The following is a 26,481-nucleotide window of genomic DNA, read 5'->3' on the forward strand; positions in this document are numbered from 1 at the left end:
ACATCTTTTTATTCATTATAAACAAAAGTACCCTATAGGATAGACTTTTTTCAAAGTGTCTATCTTATAGGGTACATTTTAATGTGTTGGGAGGACTTTTTTGGCTTATAAAAGTGATTTGAAATTCTGATACTGGGGATGTATGTGTAAACTGAATCAACCGATGATGGGGGAGTGGTTGGAACCCGTTGATCTGCGCTGCAGCCGGACGCGTGTCCTATGGGCGGGCGGTGAACCACACTCCTCGCTTCGCTCGCTAGGTGTTTCACCTGTCAAAGCAAAGATGTGCTCCTTCTCGCTACGCTTCACTCGCAAAAGCCGTTCTTCGTTACGGCTCTCGCTGATGCTCCCCGAGTCGCCGGCTGTAGCGAAGATCAACTAAGCAAGTGCGAAGAAAATATGTGCAACAATCGAGCTCATTTACGGAGCAAACATTCTAACTTAAACAGTAACAATACTTCAATTGTAATTATAATATCTTATAATCTTAGACTGCATTAATAAAATAACGTCCTTCAAGTGCTTTTATTTCAAAGAAATATTTTGTGTCTGTTTTTAAATCTTCTAATTTGATACCTTTTCCTGGTGATATGTGAATTTCATCAATAATTATATTCCCTTATTCATCTTTTACTCTGAGCAACACATCACCCTCACTATTCGCATCATTTATAACCTCTTTTGTCCAAAAAAAGCTATCGTATATTACATAAGTTTGTGTATTAATCGAATCCTGAGAAAAACTAATGTCTTGCCATTCGTCATTATTACCTGTTACCTCTACTATTCCATGAACCATTGGAAAAAAGAATTGATTAACAACACCCACGTTTTGAACGACTTGATAGCCAATTATCATAATCAGAAATGTCAACAGCGAAGCAGTAATGACTTGAAAACGTCGCTTTTTATTAATTCGTTTAAAAGGTTCTTTCGCTTCTTCAAATTTTGACTCGACAATGTGTTGTGTCGGTTGTTGCATCATTTGCATCATTTTGTTGCATTGGACACACTCCTCGATATGAGTTTGCACTTCGGCAGCCGTTTCTTCACTACAAATACCATCAATATAAGATGGTAATAAATCCTGTATAATATTACATCTCATTCAAATCCATCCTTTCTGCTAAGGTGCATTTTGCACGATAATATGTAACTCTTGCCCAATTTTCATTTTTATTGAAGATAACACCAATTTCCTTGAAACTTAAATCTAGCTTTGTTCGAAGTAGAAATATTTCACGATAAGGTTCTCTTAACTTTTGGATTTCCATATGAATGGTCTGTTGTGTAGCCTTTCAATCTAACGACATCTGGTAGATATTCGTTAGATTGAAAGGCTACACCAGCTTGTGCTAGTTGTTCAAGACTTGAATAGTTCCTATACTTCTCCCGTTTTAAATGATCATAGTAGGAGTGTTTGGCAATTTGACATAACCAAACGGACATTTTACACTCACCATTATAACGTTCGATAGATTTTACAGCTTGATAAAATGTTTCTTGTGTCAATTCTTCTGCTAAATCCACATTTGATGTCAAACAAAGAAGAAATGCTTTTACTTCATTTGCATAGGATTTATAAACTTCACTTAATCCTCCACCCAATTCCTCCTTCCCTCTGATGCTAACTGGCATACATATATATAGAATGAAAACCACATTCGTTACAAGAAATGATAAACTTATTTATAAATGAAAAAAGCTAAATTCCTTACAACTTCAGTAAGGAATTTAGCTTATTATTTTTTTGATTTGACACGTTACAGACACAGTCTATCTAACACAAACGCACCCGATTACTTAAGGTTAAAATTAATTATTAGATCCTTCGGGAGTTAAGTATTGTGTAGTCTTGGCAGCATACGCACCGTAAGCGGATGTTGCAGATTCTTTTTCGTCATCATTGACCATTGTCTTTTCAAATTCTTCACGGTTATTGAATTCATCAGAAACCCCTTTATAATCCTCATATGTGATTTCGGTAGCAAAAACCTTTTCTTCTTGTGCGGCTTCATAATGTTCTTCTGATAGATTTGCTCTTACTAGCAAATAAGCTTCGTAAGTAGCACCGTTGAGCATATCTACATTTTCGGTATTATTTAATTCCGCAGTTGTTTTGTTAAAATTCTCAATTGCTTGATCAAACTCTGAGGCACTTAAATCTGTTTTTGCAGCTTCAATGTTCTTTGTTTCACTGTCTGTATAATCACCATCTGCAAGCCCTTCTTGATTTGTTGAATTACACGCCGTTAGAATTAATACTCCTACCAGTGATAGCATGAAAATAATTTTTTTCATCCGTATTCCCTCCTAAAATTACTTACGTGGCAAAATGGCCCTACTGTGGAAAATCCTTATTATAGTGATAGGTAAACCTTTGAAGTTATCTCCAGCTTTTCCCCCCACTTCACACCGTACGTGAAACTTTCGCTTCATACAGCGTTCCGACTAATCCAATTCCATTCAATCATCAACACGTGATGTGTCTCAACTCTTCCGTTTCAATAAGTCTTTTACTAATCTAGTGGCTATCCCTCCACGTTATCAGCTTACAACGTTGAATTATATCTATTATAGCACAAACTTAGGTGCTTCCTATGAGCCTGTTAGCATTGCATATGCCTGTTACACAAGATGGACTTTCATATTCTCGATTCTTACTCATCCACAGCTAACCCTACATTTGGTAGTAAATACATTTCTATATAACGCGCGTCTAGACCCGTACATTCAGAAGTTCGTCAGCAATAAAGTATCTTATTGTATTTACATTGCATTCTCACCATATCTGTTCAACCCAAGTATCATGATTTACACCACCCCATCGGGTAGGCTTTCGTCAGCCAAACTGTTACGGTAAATTCTTACGCCTATTAGCCGAGCTTATAACACGCTTTTCCTTACTAATCAACGTGCTACTCGACGCAGGGGAAGCCTTTCAGAGCGTTACCTCGTCATTCGACTTCTCGATATAACCCTTTAATTTTAGAAATCTAAAACTACCTGATCTTTACCGAACTTGTGTGACCACATTTCATTTGAACCAGGAACGTTTCGCACAGGGAATCGCACCCGTTTGCTTTAGTTTCCTATTAGTATTTCTCGATTTTTATTGTTATATCTTCTTCGCTAATTGTTACGTTTTCTGCTTCGGAAACATTCTTTATTGAATCTTCAACTACTTGTTGAATCATTGTTTCATCAACTTTTACATCTTTCGGGTAACTTACTGATACAGTCATTTCTTTAACATTGCCATCTACCATTATTGCTATTGATTCTTTATCAAGTTCCGTTTGCTCTGTAATAGATTCTATTACTTCACTTTCCAACTCTGAAACCAATTTCAATTCTGATGATAAATTTGCATCATTTTCCTGGTTTTCCGAATCCTCTAGTACTACCACTTCGGGCTCTCTATTACACCCAACTAAAAAAAATGGAACTAAATAAAACTCCTGAAATTACAGCTTTTTTTATCATTTCTACTTCTCCTTTTAAAAAACAAATTATAGATTCTTCAATAATTTTCCACACAAAAGTTTGCCGATGATTATTGGTGAAGGTTTCAAATTAACACACACTGTTCCTCAAGCAAGTGGCCCTATTCTTGCATAACCTTGTTCCGTTAATACACCCGTTAATAGTAGTTTTTATTCCAAATGTCTCTCTGGAATTTTGAGGAACCAAATATATATAGCCAATGCAATTATAGCTCCATATAATAATTTGACTTCGATAAAAATCATTACAAATAGATAGCTTAGAAGAAAAGTTAATATCCCACCCAATATAGAACTTATCGTTTTCGGTAATAAAAATTTATAACTTAGTTTATAAAAAATGAAGCCACCAACTGAACTTACAAAAATCGATAACACCAATATATATATAAAGCTTAATGACATTCTATCCCCATCCTTTTTAATGATTTTCCTCGTTTGGTGCATAACGGTTGTTCAGTTAACGCACCCGATTACGACATGGTATTAGAGTGTATTTTGAAATATATACAGGACTACGATGTACAATAAATAAATGGTTGCAAATATTGGGATTGCGTAATATGATACTCTTCCGAATTTGTCTTTTCTACTGAAAAAGGATAAACCGAATGAGAGTGCTACAAGGATAATTCCAAATGGTATTATAATAAAAAAATCATCTGCAAAAATAAAAATGCAAATCAAAATAATTCCTACAATCAGACTAATAAAAGAAAGTATTCCCAAACTACGTTTACTTTGCAAGAGTGTGACCTCCTAAATTCGCCATAAGTAATCCACTAAAACAGCATTTTAACGATATAAGTCTCGATTGCAGCAAGAATCTTATTCATTTTTTGCCCCGAATGCTCAAATATTTCATTCTCTTTTTTTACGTCTTGACCATCTTGAGTAAAAAAGTAACTCACCGATTATTAATCCAAATAAAATAGCGACAACAGCAGATGTATAATCAGGTTTATCAAATAAAAATGTAACAACTATAAATCCAATTAATAGACCAAAAGTGATACTTATATAGGATTTATATCTTTCTTTCAAATAAATTTTCATAGTCAATCACCTTTCTGATAACTATTCAAGAATCTAACCCGTTTACCGAAGATCATCATGACTTCAACCTCAAACTCATAGAAAAAAATAAACAACATCTTACTAAAGTTATTGCCGTCGCTATGAATCTGAAACTTAAATCCGCGCTTTACGTTTCTGTCTATATTTTACAATACTACTCAACATTTCCTACTACTTCAATAACTTTTCAAAGTCCTTTACTACATAATAGTTCAGCATCGTTCTGAAAATCCCCTTTGGACAAGTTGAAGAAGTCTTGTTCACATAATGTCACCACACTCTTTAATTCAGCTACCTAAATTGTCTAGTTAATAATTTATGAACTACTCCTATAATTACCCAAATTTCCTAATATGTTGTATGCTAGGGAAGTAATACAGAAAAGTTAATCAATAGAAAAAAGAAAGCAGTCTTTTTTCGTAGAAACTTGTCTTCATTTTAATGAGGGGAAATGTATTCTGAAAAACCTTATAGTAGACTCTTTGCAAACACTTTTAAAGGTTTATATAAAATGGGCCCGTAACTATGAAATTGATAAATCTTTATATCAAATCATTGGAGGGAACTTTATGAGGATTACAGTAGTAGGAGCAGGGCACGGAGGTACGACAATTGCAGCGGATTTAAAAATGAAAGGTCACTTGGTCACCTTATTGAAAACATCCAAGGGGCTGCACACTGAACATTTCGATCATCTGGTGAGAAATAAAGGTGAAATTACGTTGCTAGATCATACTGTAGAAACTACTGTGCATCACGACTTAGTTACGACTGATGTCCAATTGGCTATTAAAGATGCGGAAATCATTATTATATATGTGCAAACAAATTATCATGAGGACGTAATTAAACGTATGATTCCATTCATGAATGAAGATCAAATTGTGTTGCTGGAACCAGGGTACTTATCTACTGCCTATTTCTTAAAACACGAAAAAGAGAAAAGCTTCACTATAGTGGAAGCGCAAAGTTCTCCAATCGATTGCCGAATTGTAGAACCTGGAAAAGTGAAAGTTTTATTCAAGAATGTGCGAAACCCTGTAGCGATATTTACGAATCACTTGGACACATGTTGGGTATTAAAACACCTACTTGTAGTAGCTTGATCGGTATAGCTTCGGCAGCGTTAAACGTAGACTTCAGAGAGAATGCCAGAACAGTGGAAGTATTTAGCAAGGAAAATCTAAAGAAAATAATTGGTTTCACGAATCATGACTTTATGATACCGGCGTAAGAAACGACCAAATACACAGATTCCTATTTTAAAAGACCCCCTTACAGATAAAAAGCATTCTGCGAGAGGGGTCTTTAATTTGATTTATACCGCTATCAGATCTTTCTCAGCGTGTTATTTGATAATCCAAAAATCCGTCAGTTTCTATTAAGTAGTGCATTAATCTAGAGAGAAATTAATTCAAAAAACTTTGAAACTATTTCTGTAATTCTACGTCTGTACGGCAAACTACTAGACTATGGAGAGGATGTAGTGCAATGAAGAATAAAATCATGGCGGTACTCGGTGCGATTTTGCTAGTATGTAGTGTACCTGTATCAAGCGCTGCTGCAGGTAATTCGAAATTTCCCGATGTTCCAGATTCGAAGCATTTCGCGGCAGCGGTGAATGACTTGGCGTCACGTAATATAATTGGAGGCTATCCAGACGGTACGTTCCGGCCAAATGACTCTATTACGAGAGGGCAGGCGGCTGCCATTATCGTGAAGATGACGAAACTTCCTACTACGACTATTAAAGATCCAAAATTCAAAGACGTTTCGACTGCAAATGGCTATTATAAAGCGATTGCGGTACTAGCAGAAAAAGGAGTCATCAACGGCTATGGCGACGGACGATTCGGACCAAATGATTCAATTACGCGTGCGCAAATGGCTTCGATCATCATCAAAGCGTTTGAATTGCCACTGTATCATGATCCGGATTATGGATTTTTAGATGTTGCGCATAAAAATGGCCACCGTGAGGGAATATATAGTCTGTATCAACTCGGGCTTACGACAGGGACGTCTCCTACGACATTTAGTCCAAACGCTTCCATTACAAGAGGTCAAGCAGCGAAATTACTAAAAGCGGCGGAAGATGTGAAGCCTGGGATTCTAACGATGCATGCGAAAGATTTTAAATGGAAGAGATTCGATAATGTCAGCAAAACGAATTCGAATGTATTTGATGTAGTGGCAGACAGTGAAATCCCAAGCCAGCCCAATTTGAAAACAAAGGTTCATATTGTTCCAAAGAAAGAAGGAACGTCTACACTGACTTTTTCAGGTACAGCTTCATCCGAGACATCCGATAAAAATTATAGAAAATACTATGTACATGTCAAAAAAGTGAATGGTGCATGGGATATTTCATTGGAAGAGACGGCAGATATCTATTCCACACCTGTAGAGCTTTGGAAGCACTATGAAAGAAGAGAAAATAACGAACCGTTCATAGATGCTACGACGATTACTCTCTCGACAGCGGAAGGAGAACTGGTGAATGATCGCGTAGGGTTTAAGCGATGCAAAAATCAGTTGTTGCAATATTGTAATACCATTCAAATGGATCAGCCAGGCGAATTTATTGCGACGGTTACGTATGCTGACGGTGAGAAAATACGTTATTATATCGCATCGACTGAAGTAAAAGAACAATTTTATTATTCCGTCCATGTCACGCCAATCAAACCGAATGAAGTGCTAAGCATATGGGAAGGCGCTAAACTGGGCAAGCATGTGCTGCCTAAAGGAAGTGAACAGATTGCGACGGTGACAAGAGATCCGGGGACGAATGTGTTCCGTATCACACCGAAGAAGCCAGGAGATTTCTTTGTCGACTTCCCAGAAGCTAAAGGAGTGTCGCAGGGAAATCACAGGATCTACGATGGCATCCGAGTGAGAGTCAGTCAATTGGGCCCTTACCTGCATGTAGACGCAACGGTTAGTGACGAAGATGATATGATTTTTCATTAATAGAATATAAATGAGCAAAGCAGGCATGGATCGTATGTCTGCTTTTTTGGTGTTTGTAAAAAAGTATCTCGAGTAGTCTAGTCCTATGCTACACTGGAATTAATGAAATAATCTGACACGAACTAAGGAGGGCATGTAGATGAATGTGATTGAGATGAACCAAGTGACGAAAGTTTTCGGTACGCATCAGGCGTTGGATGGACTGGATTTAACAGTGAAGAACGGCGAGGTGTTCGGTTTTATCGGACCGAATGGGGCAGGGAAGTCGACGGCTATTCGGGTTCTGCTTGGTATGCTTCATGCTACGAACGGAACCGCGACGATTTTCGGCAAGGACGTGTGGCGAGATGCGGTGGAAATTCATCGACGTGTTGCGTATGTACCAGGGGACGTAAATTTGTGGCCACAATTGACAGGCGGAGAAGTCATTGATTTATTCGCGAGCTTACAAGGGAAAATCAATGAACAAAAGCGTGAACAATTACTTGTGCGTTTTCAGCTAGATCCGACGAAGAAGTGCCGAACGTATTCGAAAGGAAATCGTCAGAAAGTCGCTTTGGTGGCGGCGTTTGCCTCCGATGCAGAATTATTTTTGCTAGATGAACCGACATCTGGACTCGATCCGTTAATGGAAAAGGTGTTTCAGCAATGTGTGGCGGAAGTGAAGGCAGAAGGGAAGACGGTGTTGCTGTCGAGCCATATTTTGTCTGAAGTCGAGAAGCTGTGCGATCGCATTGGCATCATCCGGCAAGGGTGTCTGATCGAGTGCGGGACATTGAATGAACTACGGCATTTGACGCGGATGCAGTTGACGGTGGAGACTAGAAAGCCGATTGAGTCGCTCGTTTCGTGGCAAGGTGTCCATGATGTAGCGCAGACAGAAACTGGCTGGACATTTCATGCGGATGCAGGTGAAATGGAAGCAGTTATGCAGAAGCTAAGCGCGCATGGTCTACGGAAAATCGAAAGTGCACCGCCTACGCTAGAAGATTTATTCATGCGGCATTATGAAGAAACTGCGGAAAGTAGGGAACTGTGATGAAGGGGGCTCCATTTGTAGGTGTTCTCCGTCTCACCCGATTCATTATCAGGCAAGATCGTATGCGTTATTTGTGGTGGCTCGTTGGCATCACCGCCATCACGCTGATCGTACCACCGGCTTTCAATGAATTATATCCGACCGAACAAGATCGTAACATCATGGCAGAAACGATGAAAAATCCGGCGATGGAGGCAATGGTAGGTCCTGGAGATTTGGCGAATTACACGCTGGGCGCCATGGTCTCGCATCAGATGCTATTGATGACCGCCATCGCAGTCGCCATCATGAATATTTTATTGATGGTGCGCCATACGCGAGCAGAGGAAGAAGATGGGCAGGCCGAATTACTACGTTCGTTGCCGATTGCGCGGCATTCGCAACTGACGGCTTCGATGCTTACGCTGTTCGTTGTCAATTTATTACTCGCATTGCTGATCGGTATAGGCCTGTATAGTCTTTCACTGGATAGTATGGGACTGTATGGATCGCTTATTTACGGTGCATCGCTTGGTGCGGTCGGCTTGTTTTTTTCAAGTGTTACGGCGGTTTGCTCGCAACTCTCGGAAAGTTCACGGGGGGCAGTCGGTCTGTCGTTTACGGTGATGATTGGCTGCTATGTATTGCGATCGGTTACGGAGTGGATTCCACCGTTCGGTTGGCTTACACAAGTTCAGCCGTACAGCGATGATAACTGGGTGCCGATAGGGGGATTACTAGTCACAAGTCTACTATTGTGTGTGTTGGCTGTGGTTCTGCAAGGCAAACGCGATATGGGCTCAGGTTTTCTTTCGTCACGAAGCGGTCGAGCACATGCTTCCATTTGGTTGCGTCATCCGATGGGGCTCGCTTGGCGACTGCAAAGAACCGCGTTCATTTCTTGGGCGATGGGTATGCTAGTGCTTGGGTTATCTTACGGTTCGGTCCTCGGAGATTTAGATTCATTTTTTCAAGATAATGACCTGCTCGCTTCGATGATTGTAGCGGATGAAAACCGTTCATTGACTGCGCAGTTCCTGCCGATGCTGATGGCGGTACTGGCATTTATTAGTACGATTCCCGCGTTGCTCGCCATCCATAAAGTAGTGGGCGAAGAGCGGAAATCACGCCTAGATCATTTGCTTGGGCGGGCTGTTTCAAGAAAGAAACTACTCGTATCCTATTTGGCGTTGGCGTTGTTCACCGGATTTGTGATGCTGAGCTTCTCAGCACTCGGTTTATGGGTAGCCGGTACCACGTCGATGGAAGATCCATTCCCATTCTTCACCGTATGGCAAGCTAGTATCGTTCATTTTCCGGCAGTCATTGTGATGATTGCGATCAGCACATGTTTGATTGGCATCGCGGAAAAAGCAACGGGCTTCGTTTGGCTCTATTTATTCTACGGATTCATTACGTTATATTTAGGTGGTTTGTTTCAGTTTCCTGAATGGATGGAAAAGCTTTCACCGTTTGGCTTTGTTTCCAAGTTGCCGATTGAGGACATGAATTGGCTGCATGCTGGTGGATTGATGACCGTGGCAATTGTATTGCTTGTTTTCGGGATCAATCGGTATACTGATCGGGATATAGAAGGGTAAGGGTTTGTATATTACTTTTGCATCTTATCATGATCTATAGCTAACTGAAAGAGGCTGAGACAAAACCAAAAAAATGCATGAAGGATCTTCTCCTTCATGCATTTTTTGACTACGTATTTATAAGAGTAACTTTTGAGATACAGTAGTGTACCGGAGCGGAAAAAGGCCGACTTCTGCGGGATCTAGCGCGAATGTTGAGACCCCACAGGAGCGTCAGCGACGAGGAGGCTCAAGCGCGCCCCGCGGAAAGCGTGCCTTTTGGAGCGCAGGGGAGCGGACTATTTTATAGTTATGTCCCAGCCTTTTTCCTATTATTAAACCGTTTCTTTACTTGTCTTACTTTCAACTAGTAAACCGCCATCGCCCTTAAGATATTTAATCATACCTTCTGCAGCACGGTAAGCAAATGCACCAATGGTTTCAGTTGGATTGGAGTTACCAAAGTGCGGGAATGAAGATCCACCGACCACAAATACGTTTTCCATTCCCCAAACTTGTGAATACGTGTTAACAGCCGACGTTTCTGGATCTACACCCATAATCACACCGCCTGCCGCATGTGTATTGACGCTCGATGAAGTCATTTCCACATCGTCTGCTACAGGTGGAGTATCGATAATATCCGCACCCATTTCTTCAGCGATTTCTGCACATTTTTCAGCAATCATTTTTGCCATATTGCGTTCTTGATCCGTAAATTTAGCTGTTATTCTAAGAAGAGGATCGCCGTAGACGTCTTTATACGTTGGATCCAAGTCCAAATAATTGTGCGTATACGGCATAGTGCCTTGCATACCACCAATATTTAAATAACGGTGCGCATAATGAACGGATTTTTCTTTAAACTCTTTACCCCAATAAGGCGTGCCTTGTGGAACACGGTTATTCGCAATGGCCGCAGCTCCATCTTGGAAAATACTGATGTTGAATCCATGAAGGAAGTCTGTATCGGTATTATCGATATGGTCTCCATTGAAATCATCAATTACACAACCTAGTGCGCCGGCTCCCGCAAATGTGTTGAATTTCTTATCTTCAAAATAGGCAGTCGCTGCATTTCCACCGATTCCTGTGTAATGGGAAGTGAAGTTTTTACCGATGACTCCTTTACCAGTTTCAGGATTGTATTGCTCTCCGATTCCGGATAACATCATTAAGCGATTGTTTCCTGAGAAAAATGCAGCCGACACAACCAAATCTGCAGGTTGTTCGAATTCTTCCAGTGTAAGAGGATCGACATACAATACGCCCGTTGCTTTTTTGCCGTCATGTAGAATTCGTTTTACATGTGCATTGTTACGAATTTCAAAGTTTCCTGTCTTTTGTGCCGTTTTAAGAACCGTTACGATCGGGTCTGCTTTAGCGGCAAAGTCACAACCGTACATGGAACAAAATGCACAAAATACACACGCATTGATAGTTTCGCCATCTGGATTTACATATTGTTGCGAGACGGTTGCAGCCGGCATGCGGAATGGATGATAGCCTAGTTTCTTTGTAGCATCCGCGAATAACCGAATAGCAGGAGATTCTTTCATTGGTGGATTCGGATACTCGTCAGAACGTGGAGGTCCTAGAGGATTCACTTCACCAGAAATTCCAGCTGTTTTCTCCCACTTATCATAGTAAGGTTCCATATCATCATATGTAACGCCCCAGTCTTGAACGATCATATCTTTAGGGATGCGCTCTTCACCGTACTTTTCAATAATTTTACTACGAATTTCAAAGTCAAATGGAAGCCAACGGTAAGACCAACCTGACCAGTGTACGGACGTGCCGCCTGTACCTTCATCGTAGATTGGATAGCCATTATGTTTGCGCATGGGAATAGCGTCTTCACCCACATTATTTCTGAAAGTCATAGTTTGTTTCGTTAAGTCCTGAGCCAATTCATGACGCTTTGTATAACGAAGTTCATCTTTTGATCCGACGAAATCTTTTGTCGATCTTTCTTTACCTCGCTCCAAACAGACTACTTTATAACCCGCTTTACTTAGTTCAGCAGCGGCTATACCTCCAGCCCAACCACTTCCAACGACGACTACGTCGACTTTATCTAATTTTTCAGCCATGTAAGTAACCCCTTAAATTATGATTTTTGTTGATAACTTGTTAGACTCATTGGATCTCTTTTAACGAATTCCTCTTTTTCGATAATATCAGCGTAGGAAGGCACAGCGCCTGGGAACTCCTGCATTTTCCAACCAGCCATATTGCGGTTACCGCCATATAATGGATCGGAATAGGCACCTTCCATTGTTAATTCACGAAGTAACTGGAACATACTACCTGCATTTACACCACGAAGTTTTACTTTAGAGCTTTCAAAGTCTTGTAAAATTTCAATTTGCTGCTCTTCTTCTGCTTTATCAAATGTTACATCAAAACGATTTTTACTTTCTTCATTCATTTTTCTAATGCCCGTAATGATCACTTGGCCTCTGTTCAGACTCGTTTGATCGACTGGTGGATCATTTTTTAAAAATGGACCTTGTCTGTAATCCGTCCCATTGATGCCCCATGATCCAGCCATTTGTTTATCGATAAAGTAAGGAACGCCCAATTCAATCGCACCGGGACCATTATCGTCTTTCGGTAAAATACGTTCAGTTGCTTGTTCTAGAACGACAAAATCTTCGTATCTCTCAAAGAACATACGCGCTTCTGTCAACTCGACCTTTTGATCTTCCGTTTTTACGGGCGCGCTTTTATCGGATTTAAATTGGTTAGTCAGTAATCCGCCAAGTAATGAACCACCTGCGACTCCTCCAACAACCAAACCGGAATTTTTCATAAATTGACGGCGACTTGCATCTGGTGCTTGTTTGGCACTAGACTTACCAGGTTTCATATCTTTTTTATCGGCCATTTTCCATCCTCCTAGTTTGTTGAAAACAATTTTAATATTAAATAGATAATCTGGCAATTCTATCTAATAAAGTGTTATATGTCAATGCATCTGGGAGTTTAATAGCTGTAAAGAGTGAAAAGTGTAAATGGTCATCCATAATCGGTGACCAGTTGATGTCAGTAAATATTGGCATTACGAATTATTGGAGTATAAATTGCTTCCTTTATTATACAAATGTTCCTATACTTTCAGAAGAGTTATTGATACTATGAGAGTAGAACATTACTACCTAACAAAGGAGTGAAAGTGTATGAAGACTACTTTACGAGTTCTAGTATGGACAGCATTGGTACTGACTCTATCGCTTGTTTTTGCAGATTTCAATGAAGCGTCTGCGAAAGAATTTAAGGATGTATCGAAGAAGCATCCAAACTACACCGCGATTCAAGAAATGCAGAAAGCGGGTTATATTAATGGCTATCCAGACGGAACATTCCGTCCAAGTGAACCGGTCAGTCGTAAGCACGTGGCATCTTTACTTGATCAAGTGTTGAAGTTCCCGCAACCGCCTACCGATAAACTGGTCTTTACGGACGTGCCGAAAAACCATATGTATTATAAGCCAATTATGAAGTTATACAACAAGGGGATTATCAGTGGTGGAATGGACGGGAAGTTCAATCCGAATGCGTCTATCACAAGAATTCAGATGGCAAAGATGCTAGATTTGGCATTTGAGTTCAATATAAAGGAACCGACACAGTTTGAAGATCTTCACTTCTTGCACTGGGGATATGTACATGCGAGTGCATTGTATTCCAATGGCGTTACTAAAGGAGATAAAGGGAAGTTTCTTCCGAATCAGCCTGTTACACGTGCGCACTATGCAGAGTTTTTGTATCGTGCGATGAAAGTGGGGAAATCACCTTCAGGTACTAGTGTAACGAAAGAAAAAGCGGTAGATCTAACTATGCGCTTACCTATTGTCATTGAAGGGATTCGCATCCAAGGGAAAATGGATAATCAAACGTATAATCAGCTTCGATCAAAGCAGCTACCTTACGCTACAAAAGCTTTTGTGGATGGCTTGCTGAAAGAAGATTATCCGAGCGTCTGTACACAGTGTGATTCGTTTTTATTCCCGTATTTAACAATTGAACCTTCCATGCGTTTCGACTATAAACAGCCAGACGCCAATACACTTCGTATCCAAACCGTTTCATTTAGCAACCAACTAACGGGTGGCGGTTTTGTTGACTACGCGTTTAAGAAAGAATCGGGTAGTTGGAAGATGGATCACTTTGATTGGACAGAAGTAGGGAAAAAGAATTTTGAACTGACTAAAGCTGAAGCAGAGCGTGTTGTGAAATTGAATTATGCGTATTCTTCAAATGTTAAAATAACGTACGTTTCACAAGCGAAAAAGACGGGTGAAGATCCTGTCACGAAAGAAAAATATCCATTTACAGAGTATAAATTTACTGTAGACACGAAAGATGGCCGAGATACAGTGCTTGTGAATTCAGACGATGGCTTGGCTTACTAGTAAGTAGTCATAACCTAACCATACTAGCGCTCAGCCGTTTTGGCAGAGCGCTTTTTAGAGCGGATAATGAAGTGGATAGAGCGGATGTACGGATGCATAGAGCGGTCGTGGGGCGTGATAGAGCGTTAACGCGACTCGATAGAGCGGATAAGCAACAGTATAGAGCGCTTTTCAGTATGTAATGAGCGGATAATGAAATAGAAACCCCTCAGATACATGAAAAAGCGTTCCACCATAAAAGTGGAACGCTTTTCCTTATGCAACTAGTGTTACAAGTATACTTGAATTGCATCAACCAAACTATATCCACCAAGGAAAATCGCGATTAAGATGACGATCGCTCCAATGATATTGAGGAAAGTAGAGTTGCGTTGATCTCCGAGTAATTGTTTATTATTCATGATTACAAACAAGTATACCGCCACAATCGGAAGTAAAATACCATTCAATGCTTGTGCCGCCAGCAATACATCGAGTGGACTGAAGCCAATGGCGGATGTGATAATCCCGATGACGATCACACCGGAGAATACCATTTTGAACTTTTTATTTTTCATTCCGCCTTCCCACTTTAAGACACTGCTGATTGCGACTGCTGCACCAAGTGGACTTGCGATAGCGGATGAGAAACCAGCTGCAAAAATGCCTATCGCGATAAATACTTTCGCCCATGAACCGAATAAAGGCTCTAATTGGACAGAAAGGTCAGCTACACTCGTCACTTCCATGCCCATCATCGTGGACGCTGCTGTGATCAAAACGGCCGCGGTAATTAATCCACCCACACAAATTGAAATGATCGTATCCCATCTTGCTTCTTTCAAATCACTTACCTGAGTCCAGCGTTCCTGCACCATAGAAGAGTGGATGAAGAAGTTATACGGGACGACTGTTGTTCCGACCAATGCGATAATAATAATGATCGAGCCGGTCGGTATGCTTGGGATGAATGCCCCGGCAAATACCGCGCCAATATCAGGTTTTACAACAATCATTGTCGTAATGAACGTCACACTCATGACGATGACGAGGAAAATCATTAATTTTTCGATTAATTTATAACTGCCCGACAACCCCAAGATTAGGATCGCCACGCCAATGAAAGGGCTTACAATGTGTGCTGGAATATTCGTCAATGTAGAGACGCCAAGGGACGTTCCCATCAAATCACCTGAAATATATGCAGCACAGCCAACGCCGATCGATATAATGACGAGCCATATAGAAGCAAATTTCAGTAAAGGTTGTTTGAATTGGTCATGTATCGCTTCACCCAATCCCTTTTTTGAAACAACACCAAGTCGTGCAGACATTTCCTGAAGAACAATAGTTGCGATAATAGAGAAGACTACTGCCCATAGAATGGCGTAACCAAATCCAGCACCTGCGCGAGTGGCGGTAGTGACAGTACCCGGACCTATGAAGGAAGCAGTAATAATGGCTCCCGGCCCCATCGATTTTATCTTTGAAAGTAACCCTTTTTTCTTAGCTTGCTGTGTAACGGGTACGTTAGCGACCATCTTCTTTTCCTCCCCTAATTGTCCTCACTGAATAGGCGAGGAAAAGAAAAGTCACTTTTCCTCGAGTGAGTTATAAATGGTTTGTTTGGATACTCCTAATAAATCCGCAATTCGATCAGCAGATCCTTGAATTAGAAAAATTCCTTTACTTTCCAGCTGTCGAACAAACGTAATACGATCTTTTCGTTGCAAGTTTTCAACATCTATTCCAAGCTCCACGATAGTGCTTTTCGTAATATTGTCGAACACTTCATCAATATGCGTCGCATACGTTTCATCGAAATGCTGTCCATCATAGCTTGTGTCAGGTCGAATCATTTCTTCGATCACTTGCTGTAGACGATTGATTTCCGTGATATCCAAATTGATCCCAAGGAAACCAATCACTTTGCCATCCAAATCTCTAATGAATACAATGGAAGTCTTAATAATCTTCCCACGCGTCGTATTCGTGATGATGCCATTCAAATCTTTAATATCCTCGTGCTTCTTCTTCAATTCCTTCAAAATGACTTCCGTAGTAGGGGCTCCAACCGCTCTGCCCGTGACATCTCCTTTTAAATAAATTAAAGAGGATTCTACTTTCGTCACATCATGAATTACAACTTCACAGTTCACATTGAACACACTATATATGGCATCAGCCATTCGTATATAAGAATCGAAAATCAATTGGTTTTGTTTCATAGCTTCTAACACTCCTCAGATTAAATACTCTTCCTTATTTTCCTATACCAAGAAGGAAAAATCGACTATTATCAATCGAAAGGTTTAGTAGTCTGAGAAGTAGTAGCTCATTTTCCTTCTTTTTGCTGATGATGAAGGATATTTCCTGCTAGTGCATACAGGATCAGAGTAGACGCAAAGTGAGCAGAAAATTGATTAGGATCTTGTTGCGGATAAATTTCCACGAAATCCATACCGATTACGCCTAATTTACAAATTTCATGTACCAATGTCAGTAATTCATAAGAAGTTAAGCCATTTCCATCTACTGGACCACCTGGATTGAATGCGAAGTCCAATACATCACTACAAATCGTCAAGTACACGCAATCTACGTCTTTTGAAGCTTGTGCATAAATTTCTCTAGCCATCTCTTTTAAATCTTTACGGTCACGGATTTCATTGATCGTAATGGTCACTGCGCCAGCTGCTTTCGCATTGCGTCCGCTTTCAGGTTTATTGCGTGGGCCGTGGATACCTGTATGGATAATACTTTCGTTGCGCACACCTTCTTGTTCATATAAACGAGCAAATGGGCTACAACGAGCGAACTGGTCACCGTTGTGAGATGGAAGGTTGTCATAGTGAGCATCCATATGAATGATTCCCACTTTTTTATCCTGCTCTGCAATCGCTTTCACGATCGGGTACGTAATACCATGATCGCCGCCAAGACCGATGACGAACTTGCCTGTTTTCCATAATTCCGAAGTGAAATCGGTAATTCGCTTCATCGTTTCGTCGACATCAGCAGCCACGATGTCGATATCTCCCACATCACCTAGTGTGACATTTTCGAAAACATCCATGTCATTGATTTCAGGAAGGTAACCCGAGTAGCGTGCAGAACATAAGCGCATGACTTTTGGCCCGAGTTCGCAGCCTGTGTAATCTCCCCATGTAACCGCGCCTTCCCAAGGAACTCCGTATACAATAACGTCTACATCCGAAAAGTCTTTTGTTGCTGATATATTTTTAGCCCCCAACATACATGGAGTATTGCCATAAATCATCTCTGTCATATTAATAACCACCTTTAATTTTTTTAAAGAACTTTTACTAATAATAAATCTAAGTGGACTAATTGTCAAATAGTTTTAAATAAATTAAAATTGCTGTGTGAGGATCCGTGGTTTTAAAGAGCTTGGAAGAGTGAAGTATGAGCGGTTGGCGTGGTGTATAGAGCGCTTGACGTGGTATATAGAGCGAATCTGGGTTTTGATAGAGCGGTTGGCGTGGTGTGTAGAGCGAATCTGGGTTTTGATAGAGCGGCTGGCGAGGTGTATAGAGCGAATCTGGGTTTGGCTAGAGCGGCTGGCGGGGTGTATAGAGCGAATCTGGGTTTGGCTAGAGCGGCTGGCGAGGCGTATAGAGCGAATCTGGGTTTGGCTAGAGCGGCTAGCGTGGCGTATAGAGCGAATCCGAGTTTCGATAGAGCGGCTGGCGAGGTGTATAGAGCGAATCTGAGTTTCGATAGGGCGGCTGGCGTGGCGTATAGAGCGAATCTGGGCTTCGATAGAGCGGCTAGCGTGGTGTATAGAGCGAATCTAGGTTTGGCTAGAGCGGCTGGCGGGGTGTATAGAGCGAATCTGGGTTTGGCTAGAGCGGCTGGCGAGGCGTATAGAGCGAATCTGGGTTTGGCTAGAGCGGCTAGCGTGGTGTATAGAGCGAATCCGGGCTTCGATAGAGCGTTTGACGTGGCGTATAGAGCGAATATCGGGCAACATAGAGCGCTTGCCTGGATGTATGAGCGCGGTTGCTTTCTTCATGTATATTTCCGCAAGAAAAAAGCGTCCCACTTTAAAAGTGGAACGCTTTTTCTTATTCATTATGATGCTTCTGCATCTGGTACTAGTCGTTTCTCAGTTTTCATGACAATGAAAATACTGGCTTCATACAAAGCAATCATTGGAATGAGAATGATCAACTGACTCAAGAAATCAGGAGGTGTGATCAATGCGGACACTACAGCGAGAATCACGTACGACCACTTTCTCACTTTTTTCATAGTTTCAGATGTCAGAATACCGATAGTGGAAAGGAATAGTGCGACGATTGGAAGCTCAAAGAGCAAACCGATCGGCATCGTGGTCATTAATAAGAAACGTGCGTATTCTTTTGCCGTGATCATGACATCAAAATTCATTTTACCGAGCTTCACTAAAAAGTTATAGCTCAGTGGATTGACTACATAGTACCCGAATGCCAGACCACCGACGAACAAGAGCAGAATGGCAGGGGAGTAGAGACTTAGGAAACGTCCTTCTTTCTGCGTCAGACCCGGTTTGACGAACTGCCAGAGGAAATGACAGACGAACGGGACGGACAAACCAAATGCCATCGCAGCGGAAATCGTCGTATAAAATGAAATGACCTCAAGCGGACTCAAAACGATCAGCTTATAGCCCCGCGTAACGTATGGGAACCATAGATTAATCGTGCTGAATACGGCAATGAAGAAAATCAAAAACACGACGACACTTTTGATGAGCTGCTTCCGAAGATCCGTGAGATGCTCGATTAACGCAGGATCTGCATCAGTCTTTTCATCGTCAGGTTGTTTAGGAGGCATTCTTGGTTCTTCTGGTTGTGGTTCTGGTTTTAGTTCTTCTGGTACAGCCCGTTCAGTGGAAGAAGTCTCCGCAGAGTGATCGGGCAGGGCGGTTTCTTCATCATTTGCTTTTTTGTCTAATGGGCTTTGGTTTTTCCGGTTTTGATCACTATACGGATCCATCTTTTCACCTACTTATTTAATATCATTTTTATCAGTTTCAATCGTTTTGGCAGGAGTAACAGTTGTTTTTTCTTTCTCTTCATCATCGCCCATAATATCTTTAGTAGCTTTTTTGAATTCTGCTAAAGTTTTACCGACTGCTGAGCCGACTTCAGGCAATTTACGAGGTCCGAAAAGAATCAAAATAATCACAAGGATAATAATGAGCCCAGGTACACCGATTGCTGCTATATTCATGATCCATCCATCCTTTCTGCTTCATTTATACGAAAGATCCAACTTGTTACTGGTATTTCTGAATGCCTTCCGCAGTACGATAGGCAAGTGCACCGACTATTGCAGTAGGGTTGTATCCACTATTATGAGCGAAATTCCTCACTCTCACAACAAATAAGTTTTGTACGTTAATGAAGTCTAGACCGTTATAGTCGAAATAATCCTCAGTAACATGTTAAATTGTTTTACCGGGAGATTCGGAACTAAGAACGTATTCATTGTAGCATGATAAATCCCATGACGTTTCATTAAACATAATCGAAGTTTGTCGAAAGGATAACAATCTTTTCATGCTAACAGACTTCTGACGATAGGTCAAATGTCGTTTTCACCATGATGAAAAATTAAAATAAACCAAGCTCTAAAATATTTGCAATATTTAGAAAATAAATATATACGAATCATTTGAAAGTTGGTAGAATAATAATAACAAGTAACCTACAGCCGACAAAATAATTTACTGAGGAGGAAAGATTATGAACAAGCCTAGTCGGATTTTCGTTTGGACCGTATTGCTCGTTATGCTTTCATTTGTATCATTCAGTTCTACGCAAGCCGCAACAACAGAATTCAAGGACGTGTCGAAAAATCACCCGAACTATGAAGCGATCCAGTATTTACAGGATAAAGGCTTTATAGGGGGCTATCCAGACGGCACGTTCCGACCGCAGGAACACATCTCGCGTAAACACGTGGCGAAGTTACTGGACCAAGCACTGAAATTACCACAAGCGACAACTGCAGTGACGTATTATGATGTACCGAAAAATCATCCATACTATGCCTCCATCATGAAATTGACCGCAGCTGGCATTTTCAGTGGCGGAACAGATGGCTACTTCAATCCGGAAGCACCGATTACACGGATTCAAATGGCGAAAGTATTGGATATCGCATTTGATTTGTATATGACGAAACAAAATTCATTTTATGATGTGTATATTGAACATTGGGGCTATACCCATGCCAACGCGCTAAAAGCTAGTGGTGTTGCGAGCGGTTATTCTAGTGGTGAATTTATGCCGAATGAATCTGTAACGCGTGCGCACTATGCACAGTTCTTATACGCAGCCATCAAGGTGAAGGAAGCTCGTCCGGCGACTGATAAAGTAACAAAAGGCAAAGCATGGGATCTCGTCAATCGCAGAACGTTTGAACTGGAGAAGACTATGCGCGATGCGCGGATGAATCAGTGGAAGTATTCGGACATTGAGTCTACTCTACGTATGAGTGCGACAAAAGCGTTTGTGGATGGCGATCTGAAAGGTTACTTCAATCCTAAATGCGAGGACTGCTACTCTAACGTCTTGCCATATATTAATAATGAGCCAATAGTACGGTTCGAGTTTACACAACCCGATTCCAATACACTGAATGTAAACACAGTGGAATTCCAAAATGGTTATTCTGTTGGCGGTTATGTAGCGTATCAATTTAAAAAACAAGACAGCAAATGGAAGATGAATTCATTAAAGTATACGAAGGTTGGTACGAAGAACTTCCAGCTGACGATCAATGAAGCCAAAAAAATATTGGAAGCCGAGTATGCAACATATGGCCATAAAAATATTGTAGCTAAATATATCACAACTACCCAGCAAGTCGAATTAGATCCGGTAACAGACGCCAAGTACACATTTGACCAATATACATTCAACTTGGATTCTGATTATGGACGCTTCAAAGTGAAATTCAACTCTTCGGATGGCTTCACATCGTTTGTGAATTGAATAAAGAAACGTGCAAACCACCGATTAGGATGGATTGCACGTTTTTTGTGTGAATTCCTATCGTACCTAATAAATCGACCCACTTTCAAAGAGCGATCGTGGAAAGTCTTATGAATTTCATTCATCCAATAGCATGAATTTATGCTAGACCCACAGTATATGACGTTTGACAAAGGAGTAGAATGACTGCATGGATACGAATAATACGATTAAAGCGCTTCATGTACTTGGAAATGAAGACGGGGTTTTAAAACTCAACACAGAGAAATTCTTTACTTGGCATATATCGAAAAAGATAAGGGAAGAACCGATTCAAAAAGGAGATATCGTCCCCGTGCGTACGAAATTGGGTCCCAAGCCTGTTCTAGTAATGGATGTATATCGCGAAGAATTTGAAGAAACACAAAAAAGATACAAACGTGTGATCAAGATTTTGGAGCGGGCACCAGAGAAATAAGTATAGAGAAAGAAAAAACAGCTTATTCCTGTCTAGTTTCGACTGGTGATGAGCTGTTTTTATCCATAGAATGATAATCAGGAAAGTTGCAACGTATTTTCATAGTCTTGGATCCGTTGCTTGACCCACTCGGGAATCACAATTGATTTTTTCGTTTCGTTATCCATGATAATGAGTGTCGTCCAATTTGTTGCAATCACATCACCTGTGGCTTTGCGTTGAATGACGCTTTCCATTGTGAATGATTTTGTACCAAAGCGGGACGTACGTACTTTGATGACGAGTTCTTCGCGCGCGTAAGCTTCGCTGTGGAAACGGAAGTACAAGTCCCCGACGACAAACATGAGTTTTTCTTTGTAGAACCCGAGTTCTTCCAGGTAATCGGCACGCCCTTGTTCGAAATAAGGACCGTAGCTCGTATTGTTAACATGCGCATAGAGATCAGTTTCACATACACGCACTTTGCAATAGCTTTCGAACGTGAACTTCTCAACCCATTCTTCCATGTTAGGTGTAATGTAATCTGCGCTCATTGGCTTAGCTCCTTTCCTAAATGTTCCACGAACCAATCCGCTGCTTCTTGTTGTGCACGTTCGAATGTGTCGCCGTCGTATAAATCGAAATGACCTTTTGGCAACTCGACCAGTTTCTTCGGTTCGCTGATTTTCTCATTGAAGATTTCAATGGCAGGGGTAGCAGGTGTAATGCCGTCTTCTATCGCTACGACCATCAATAATGGAGTAGGGGAGATCAAGTCGGCATTCGATGCAGGATGATACTCCATATATTTCTCCATTGATTCAAGCGTCAAACGATTTTCCCATGTGTGTGCCATTTTTTGCGCTTTTTTCGTAAACCATTCAAAGGCCTCATGATGGGTTTGTGCGCAGTTTTTGCCGTCTTCACTGACAACTTTGATGTATTCGACCGGTGCACCTTCGTAACGTGCCTGACGGTAATCAGCTAGATGTTGAGTGTAAATTTCGATGTTTTCCTTGCCCATTTTATTTTCCATGCCAAGTATTCCACGGATAGTAGGTACTTGCGAAACGATTGCTTTAACGCGGCAATCCATCGCACCTACTTGCAGTACATGTCCGCCACTGTATGAACTACCCCAAATCCCGATTCTGTTTCCGTCAATGAAGTCCTGAGATGCCATATACGAAATCGCGTTGCGGTAATCCTCAATCTGCATTGCGGGATCCATGTGCTGGCGATTGTCACCTTCGCTTTCTCCAAAATTTCGGTAATCAAATGCTAATACCGCAAGCCCGGCTTCAGCAAATCTCTTGGCATACTGAGGCAAAAACACTTCTTTTACTAAACTGAAGCCATGTGCCATGACCACTGCAGGATATGGACCTGTGCCTTGAGGTTTATATAATAAGCCACTACAATTCGTGCCTTCACTCGTAAATGTAATATGCTCTGCTTTCATTCCGGTCAACTCCTTCTATTATCAATGTTTCCAACGTTTTGCTACATCGTCACCGAAATCTACATATGGACGAATCGGTGTCATTTCTACTACTGTCAGATAATCAGCCAATGGAAGTTGCGCTGTGAATACGCGATCGAGCTCATCATGCGAGTCTGCATCATAAATTAAAATCACTTCTTTACGTCCAGCCACTTTGTATGCGCTAACAATTTTCCCGGTTTCAAGTGCTTTGCGGCCAACAGAGATTTCTTTCTCCCATAGAGCCCATAACTCATCAGTAGATAACTCTTTTTGCTGCACGGATGCTCGAATATAAAATAACATAAGATATTTCCACCTTTCTATTTGTCCACTATCTCTTCTACATACTTTGCAAGTTTCATACCAACATCTGCTTCCGCGTACTGATAGGTTCAATTTGTCCTAGATCCAATATTCTGATTACTATTACACTCATCATTCTCTTGGTTTGATTACTTTTCGAATCGAAAAAATGAAGATAAATCGATACCTACGTATTTTCCAAGTTGGCACGGTACTTGCAATATACATAAGCACAGCACGTAGTAAAACTATTTCATAGGGGGATTTAAATGAATAATAAACAACGAGTTTTGAAAACGCTTTCAGATAATGCGGTATTACCTATCATAGCCGCTCCAATGTTTCTTGTGTCGAGTCCAGAACTTGTTACTGCATGCTGTACAAATGGTGTCATCGGTTCGTTTCCAGCGCCAAATGCGAGAACAATCGAGCAACTAGAAGAATGGATGATCCATATAACCACTTCATTAAAAGAACATAGCGCAATCGGTAAAACAGCACCGTGGGCACTTAATATGGTGACGCATCGCACGTATATCCGATTAGATGAAGAAGTGGAATTGATCAAACGCTATCAGCCGCCAATCGTTATTACTGCACTTGGTAGTCCATTGACTGTTATAGAAGCAGTCCATTCCTATGATGGCCTCGTGTTTGCGGATGTTAATTCCGTAAAATTTGCAAAGAAAGCTGCCGGTACAGGCGTCGATGGATTAATTCTTGTCAGTTCAGGTGCAGGAGGACATACAGGGAGGATGAATAGCTTTGCATTTGTAGAAGCGGTTCGACAATTCTTTGATGGCATCATCATTTTGGCTGGAGGTATCTCTACAGGCAATGGCATTCTTGCTACGCAGTCGCTTGGGGCAGATCTTGCGTACATGGGGACATCTTTCATTTCAGCAAAAGAAAGTATGGCGCAATCGGAATATAAGGATATGGTGGTGGACTCTGACTATGACGATATTCTAATGACAGATGCTTTCACTGGGGTTCATGCCAATATGTTGCGCCCGAGTATCGAACGCGCAGGACTTGATCCAGACAATTTGGTGCCAAAAGCGCAAATTGACTTCAGCGACCCGCAAGCGGGAACGAAAGCTTGGAAAAATATTTGGTCAGCTGGCCATGGAATTGAATCCATTACACATATACAGTCGGCAGCGGACATTATTAAGCAGTTGCATAGAGAGTACGAACAAGCGCAACAACAACTCATCGACAACAATCCATGGAGCATAGTAAAGGAGGAAGTTAAATGACAAATATGCAAACGGAAGTGAACCCATACTTGCAAGACGCGTTATATGCGCCAACTGAAGAAGAACTATTCGTGGAAGAACTACCGGTAATCGAAGGTGAAATACCAGCAGACTTTAGTGGGGTATACGTCAGAAACGGCCCGAACCCCAAATATGAGCCAACTGGCCGTCATCATTGGTTTGATGGAGATGGCATGTTGCACGCTGTCTACTTTAAGGATGGTAAAGTGAGCTACCGTAATCGCTACGTTCATACAAAGGGGTATGAATACGAGGATGGGACAAAAAAGTCGGAATGGGTGGGACTTCGGGACAATCCTAAAAATAATCCTTCTTTTGAACGTCTGAAAAACACATCTAACACGGACATTGTTTTCCACAATGATAATCTCTTGAGCCTTTGGTATAAATCAGGGGAGCCTTATCGGATCGATGCAAAAACACTTGAAACAGTTGGAGTAGAAAACTTCAATGATCAATTAAAGGTAAACGTCTCTGCGCACTCTAAAGTAGATGAGAATACAGGAGAATTTATATTTTTCGATTATGGAATCTCGTATCCATATATGATGTATGGTGTTGTATCGGCTGATGGGAAAGACGTACACAGCGTACCAATCGACCTACCAGGACCACGTAATCCGCATGATATGTGGATCACTGAAAATTATTCCGTTTTAATGGATTTGCCATTATTCGCGAATACGGAAGCACTGGCGAAGGGGCGATATAAAGTGGAATTCCATTCAAATATTCCGAGCCGTTTTGGCGTTATTCCACGTCACGGGAATTCCAATGATATTCGCTGGTTTGAAGCAGATCCATGCTATATCTATCATTCCATCAACGCATGGGAAGAAGGCGACGAAATTGTACTTGTTGGCTGCCGTGTTGATCAGCCAGAGCCGCCGAAACGTTCTACAGAAAGTGATATCGAGCGCATGATGCAGTTTCTTCAACTCGATGCCAAACTTCATTACTGGCGTTTGAACTTAAAGACAGGTCAAGTAAAGGAAGGTTTGCTTGACGATATGAATACCGAGTTTCCTGTAATTAATCTTAATTATATGGGACGTAAAGGTCGTTATTCTTATAACGTTAATATCGATAAAGCGAAGACGTTACAGTTTACCGGCTTAGTAAAATACGATACTTGGACAGGGCAAAATGAAAAATATATGTTCGACGATCACTTCTACGGATCTGAAGCAGCGTTCGCGCCTAAGAAGAATGCGGGATCTGAAGACGAAGGGTATGTCGTGTGCTATACACATAATGTGTTGACTGATAAATCAGAACTCGTTATCTTGGACGGCCAACAGTTTGGCAATGGGCCAGTCGCACGCATCGCATTACCACACCGCGTGCCTATGGGCTTCCATGCAACTTGGATTTCAGGTGAAAACTTCTATGGTTCAGAAGCATAAAAGCGT

At 41.2% G+C, this 26,481-nt stretch carries 25 protein-coding genes; 9 read left to right on the top strand and 16 right to left on the bottom strand.

Going from position 1 to position 26,481, the window contains the following annotated elements; all coding sequences use genetic code 11:
- Window positions 1-619 precede the first annotated feature (619 nt).
- The 6 genes from SporoP8_RS10700 to SporoP8_RS10730 form a co-directional block, all read right to left on the bottom strand.
- Window positions 620-1,108: a zf-HC2 domain-containing protein gene (locus SporoP8_RS10700; RefSeq protein ID WP_085132482.1), complete on the bottom strand. Its 489-nt coding sequence runs from the start codon at window positions 1,106-1,108 to the stop codon at window positions 620-622.
- Window positions 1,098-1,274, bottom strand: coding sequence for a sigma factor-like helix-turn-helix DNA-binding protein (locus SporoP8_RS16670; protein ID WP_198165998.1), 177 nt, complete (start codon window positions 1,272-1,274; stop codon window positions 1,098-1,100). Before SporoP8_RS16670 ends, SporoP8_RS10700 begins: the two co-directional genes overlap by 11 nt.
- Complete coding sequence (locus SporoP8_RS10705) at window positions 1,240-1,608, bottom strand: RNA polymerase sigma factor (RefSeq protein WP_198165999.1); 369 nt, start codon at window positions 1,606-1,608, stop codon at window positions 1,240-1,242. Before SporoP8_RS10705 ends, SporoP8_RS16670 begins: the two co-directional genes overlap by 35 nt.
- A 207-nt stretch (window positions 1,609-1,815) precedes the next feature.
- The gene (locus SporoP8_RS10710) at window positions 1,816-2,301 is read right to left on the bottom strand and encodes a hypothetical protein (protein WP_085132483.1); all 486 of its coding nucleotides are present in this window, start codon (window positions 2,299-2,301) and stop codon (window positions 1,816-1,818) included.
- Between the two features lie 794 nt (window positions 2,302-3,095).
- Complete coding sequence (locus SporoP8_RS10715; protein ID WP_232319137.1) at window positions 3,096-3,410, bottom strand: topoisomerase; 315 nt, start codon at window positions 3,408-3,410, stop codon at window positions 3,096-3,098.
- Between the two features lie 957 nt (window positions 3,411-4,367).
- Window positions 4,368-4,562 (bottom strand): hypothetical protein, encoded by a 195-nt coding sequence (locus SporoP8_RS10730; protein WP_085132486.1) that lies wholly within the window; start codon window positions 4,560-4,562, stop codon window positions 4,368-4,370.
- Window positions 4,563-5,152: 590 nt separating this feature from the next.
- On the opposite strand from SporoP8_RS10730, the gene SporoP8_RS10735 reads away from it, so the two are divergent.
- From SporoP8_RS10735 to SporoP8_RS10750, 4 genes are all read left to right on the top strand, one after another.
- Complete coding sequence (locus tag SporoP8_RS10735; RefSeq protein ID WP_232319138.1) at window positions 5,153-5,689, top strand: ketopantoate reductase family protein; 537 nt, start codon at window positions 5,153-5,155, stop codon at window positions 5,687-5,689.
- A gap of 385 nt (window positions 5,690-6,074) precedes the next feature.
- Window positions 6,075-7,556, top strand: coding sequence for an S-layer homology domain-containing protein (locus SporoP8_RS10740; RefSeq protein WP_085132487.1), 1,482 nt, complete (start codon window positions 6,075-6,077; stop codon window positions 7,554-7,556).
- Between the two features lie 139 nt (window positions 7,557-7,695).
- Window positions 7,696-8,595: an ABC transporter ATP-binding protein gene (locus SporoP8_RS10745; RefSeq protein ID WP_085132488.1), complete on the top strand. Its 900-nt coding sequence runs from the start codon at window positions 7,696-7,698 to the stop codon at window positions 8,593-8,595.
- On the top strand, window positions 8,595-10,175 hold the full coding sequence (locus SporoP8_RS10750; RefSeq protein WP_085132489.1) for an ABC transporter permease: 1,581 nt from the start codon (window positions 8,595-8,597) through the stop codon (window positions 10,173-10,175). Before SporoP8_RS10745 ends, SporoP8_RS10750 begins: the two co-directional genes overlap by 1 nt.
- Window positions 10,176-10,489: 314 nt before the next feature.
- Here the strand turns inward: SporoP8_RS10750 and SporoP8_RS10755 are convergent, their stop codons facing one another.
- Both SporoP8_RS10755 and SporoP8_RS10760 read right to left on the bottom strand, forming a co-directional pair.
- On the bottom strand, window positions 10,490-12,250 hold the full coding sequence (locus SporoP8_RS10755) for a GMC family oxidoreductase (protein ID WP_085132490.1): 1,761 nt from the start codon (window positions 12,248-12,250) through the stop codon (window positions 10,490-10,492).
- 17 nt (window positions 12,251-12,267) lie between these two features.
- Window positions 12,268-13,047, bottom strand: coding sequence for a gluconate 2-dehydrogenase subunit 3 family protein (locus SporoP8_RS10760; protein ID WP_232319139.1), 780 nt, complete (start codon window positions 13,045-13,047; stop codon window positions 12,268-12,270).
- Window positions 13,048-13,339: 292 nt separating this feature from the next.
- Here SporoP8_RS10760 and SporoP8_RS10765 point away from each other — a divergent pair, with 292 nt between their 5' ends.
- A complete protein-coding gene (locus tag SporoP8_RS10765) occupies window positions 13,340-14,575 on the top strand; it encodes an S-layer homology domain-containing protein (protein ID WP_085132491.1) in 1,236 nt (411 codons plus the stop codon).
- Window positions 14,576-14,844: 269 nt separating this feature from the next.
- On the opposite strand, the gene SporoP8_RS10770 is transcribed toward SporoP8_RS10765, so the two are convergent.
- The 5 genes from SporoP8_RS10770 to tatA form a co-directional block, all read right to left on the bottom strand.
- Window positions 14,845-16,095 (bottom strand): Nramp family divalent metal transporter, encoded by a 1,251-nt coding sequence (locus tag SporoP8_RS10770; RefSeq protein ID WP_085132492.1) that lies wholly within the window; start codon window positions 16,093-16,095, stop codon window positions 14,845-14,847.
- Between the two features lie 51 nt (window positions 16,096-16,146).
- Entirely contained in the window at window positions 16,147-16,782 is a 636-nt protein-coding gene (locus SporoP8_RS10775) for a helix-turn-helix transcriptional regulator (RefSeq protein WP_085132493.1), read from the bottom strand.
- Window positions 16,783-16,889: 107 nt separating this feature from the next.
- Window positions 16,890-17,843 (bottom strand): agmatinase family protein, encoded by a 954-nt coding sequence (locus SporoP8_RS10780; RefSeq protein WP_085132494.1) that lies wholly within the window; start codon window positions 17,841-17,843, stop codon window positions 16,890-16,892.
- A gap of 806 nt (window positions 17,844-18,649) precedes the next feature.
- Complete coding sequence (tatC, locus tag SporoP8_RS10790; RefSeq protein WP_085132496.1) at window positions 18,650-19,555, bottom strand: twin-arginine translocase subunit TatC; 906 nt, start codon at window positions 19,553-19,555, stop codon at window positions 18,650-18,652.
- Window positions 19,556-19,567: 12 nt separating this feature from the next.
- Entirely contained in the window at window positions 19,568-19,792 is a 225-nt protein-coding gene (tatA, locus tag SporoP8_RS10795; protein WP_085132497.1) for a twin-arginine translocase TatA/TatE family subunit, read from the bottom strand.
- 515 nt (window positions 19,793-20,307) lie between these two features.
- Between tatA and SporoP8_RS10800 the strand changes: the two genes are divergently transcribed.
- Complete coding sequence (locus SporoP8_RS10800) at window positions 20,308-21,561, top strand: S-layer homology domain-containing protein (protein ID WP_085132498.1); 1,254 nt, start codon at window positions 20,308-20,310, stop codon at window positions 21,559-21,561.
- Between the two features lie 190 nt (window positions 21,562-21,751).
- Window positions 21,752-22,018 carry a DUF5839 family protein gene (locus tag SporoP8_RS10805; protein ID WP_085132499.1) on the top strand — a complete coding sequence of 89 codons (267 nt, stop codon included), beginning with the start codon at window positions 21,752-21,754 and terminating at the stop codon, window positions 22,016-22,018.
- A gap of 77 nt (window positions 22,019-22,095) precedes the next feature.
- Here SporoP8_RS10805 and SporoP8_RS10810 read toward each other — a convergent pair whose 3' ends face one another.
- From SporoP8_RS10810 to SporoP8_RS10820, 3 genes are read right to left on the bottom strand one after another with little or no spacing between them, the layout of a single operon-like run.
- Entirely contained in the window at window positions 22,096-22,551 is a 456-nt protein-coding gene (locus SporoP8_RS10810) for an acyl-CoA thioesterase (RefSeq protein ID WP_085132500.1), read from the bottom strand.
- Window positions 22,548-23,459 carry an alpha/beta hydrolase gene (locus SporoP8_RS10815; RefSeq protein ID WP_085132501.1) on the bottom strand — a complete coding sequence of 304 codons (912 nt, stop codon included), beginning with the start codon at window positions 23,457-23,459 and terminating at the stop codon, window positions 22,548-22,550. Before SporoP8_RS10815 ends, SporoP8_RS10810 begins: the two co-directional genes overlap by 4 nt.
- Before the next feature lie 21 nt (window positions 23,460-23,480).
- Window positions 23,481-23,786 (bottom strand): muconolactone Delta-isomerase family protein, encoded by a 306-nt coding sequence (locus SporoP8_RS10820; RefSeq protein WP_085132502.1) that lies wholly within the window; start codon window positions 23,784-23,786, stop codon window positions 23,481-23,483.
- A gap of 269 nt (window positions 23,787-24,055) precedes the next feature.
- Here SporoP8_RS10820 and SporoP8_RS10825 point away from each other — a divergent pair, with 269 nt between their 5' ends.
- Both SporoP8_RS10825 and SporoP8_RS10830 read left to right on the top strand, forming a co-directional pair.
- Window positions 24,056-25,048 (top strand): NAD(P)H-dependent flavin oxidoreductase, encoded by a 993-nt coding sequence (locus SporoP8_RS10825; protein WP_085132503.1) that lies wholly within the window; start codon window positions 24,056-24,058, stop codon window positions 25,046-25,048.
- Complete coding sequence (locus tag SporoP8_RS10830) at window positions 25,045-26,475, top strand: carotenoid oxygenase family protein (RefSeq protein ID WP_085132504.1); 1,431 nt, start codon at window positions 25,045-25,047, stop codon at window positions 26,473-26,475. Before SporoP8_RS10825 ends, SporoP8_RS10830 begins: the two co-directional genes overlap by 4 nt.
- The last annotated feature ends 6 nt before the right edge of the window (window positions 26,476-26,481 follow it).

The organism is Sporosarcina ureae, from assembly GCF_002101375.1.
GTDB classification, from domain to species: domain Bacteria; phylum Bacillota; class Bacilli; order Bacillales_A; family Planococcaceae; genus Sporosarcina; species Sporosarcina ureae_B.

Excerpts from the sequence above, each read along its gene's own strand:
- SporoP8_RS10700 (WP_085132482.1), bottom strand. The coding sequence starts at position 1,108 with ATGAGATGTAATATTATACAGGATTTATTACCATCTTATATTGATGGT.
- SporoP8_RS10760 (WP_232319139.1), bottom strand. The coding sequence starts at position 13,047 with ATGGCCGATAAAAAAGATATGAAACCTGGTAAGTCTAGTGCCAAACAA.
- tatA (WP_085132497.1), bottom strand. The coding sequence starts at position 19,792 with ATGAATATAGCAGCAATCGGTGTACCTGGGCTCATTATTATCCTTGTG.
- SporoP8_RS10735 (WP_232319138.1), top strand. The coding sequence starts at position 5,153 with ATGAGGATTACAGTAGTAGGAGCAGGGCACGGAGGTACGACAATTGCA.
- SporoP8_RS10830 (WP_085132504.1), top strand. The coding sequence starts at position 25,045 with ATGACAAATATGCAAACGGAAGTGAACCCATACTTGCAAGACGCGTTA.
- SporoP8_RS10805 (WP_085132499.1), top strand. The coding sequence starts at position 21,752 with ATGGATACGAATAATACGATTAAAGCGCTTCATGTACTTGGAAATGAA.
- SporoP8_RS10780 (WP_085132494.1), bottom strand. The coding sequence starts at position 17,843 with ATGACAGAGATGATTTATGGCAATACTCCATGTATGTTGGGGGCTAAA.
- SporoP8_RS10825 (WP_085132503.1), top strand. The coding sequence starts at position 24,056 with ATGAATAATAAACAACGAGTTTTGAAAACGCTTTCAGATAATGCGGTA.
- SporoP8_RS10800 (WP_085132498.1), top strand. The coding sequence starts at position 20,308 with ATGAACAAGCCTAGTCGGATTTTCGTTTGGACCGTATTGCTCGTTATG.
- SporoP8_RS10740 (WP_085132487.1), top strand. The coding sequence starts at position 6,075 with ATGAAGAATAAAATCATGGCGGTACTCGGTGCGATTTTGCTAGTATGT.
- SporoP8_RS16670 (WP_198165998.1), bottom strand. The coding sequence starts at position 1,274 with ATGGAAATCCAAAAGTTAAGAGAACCTTATCGTGAAATATTTCTACTT.
- SporoP8_RS10775 (WP_085132493.1), bottom strand. The coding sequence starts at position 16,782 with ATGAAACAAAACCAATTGATTTTCGATTCTTATATACGAATGGCTGAT.
- SporoP8_RS10810 (WP_085132500.1), bottom strand. The coding sequence starts at position 22,551 with ATGAGCGCAGATTACATTACACCTAACATGGAAGAATGGGTTGAGAAG.
- SporoP8_RS10745 (WP_085132488.1), top strand. The coding sequence starts at position 7,696 with ATGAATGTGATTGAGATGAACCAAGTGACGAAAGTTTTCGGTACGCAT.
- SporoP8_RS10770 (WP_085132492.1), bottom strand. The coding sequence starts at position 16,095 with ATGGTCGCTAACGTACCCGTTACACAGCAAGCTAAGAAAAAAGGGTTA.
- SporoP8_RS10750 (WP_085132489.1), top strand. The coding sequence starts at position 8,595 with ATGAAGGGGGCTCCATTTGTAGGTGTTCTCCGTCTCACCCGATTCATT.
- tatC (WP_085132496.1), bottom strand. The coding sequence starts at position 19,555 with ATGGATCCGTATAGTGATCAAAACCGGAAAAACCAAAGCCCATTAGAC.
- SporoP8_RS10815 (WP_085132501.1), bottom strand. The coding sequence starts at position 23,459 with ATGAAAGCAGAGCATATTACATTTACGAGTGAAGGCACGAATTGTAGT.
- SporoP8_RS10730 (WP_085132486.1), bottom strand. The coding sequence starts at position 4,562 with ATGAAAATTTATTTGAAAGAAAGATATAAATCCTATATAAGTATCACT.
- SporoP8_RS10765 (WP_085132491.1), top strand. The coding sequence starts at position 13,340 with ATGAAGACTACTTTACGAGTTCTAGTATGGACAGCATTGGTACTGACT.
- SporoP8_RS10710 (WP_085132483.1), bottom strand. The coding sequence starts at position 2,301 with ATGAAAAAAATTATTTTCATGCTATCACTGGTAGGAGTATTAATTCTA.
- SporoP8_RS10755 (WP_085132490.1), bottom strand. The coding sequence starts at position 12,250 with ATGGCTGAAAAATTAGATAAAGTCGACGTAGTCGTCGTTGGAAGTGGT.
- SporoP8_RS10820 (WP_085132502.1), bottom strand. The coding sequence starts at position 23,786 with ATGTTATTTTATATTCGAGCATCCGTGCAGCAAAAAGAGTTATCTACT.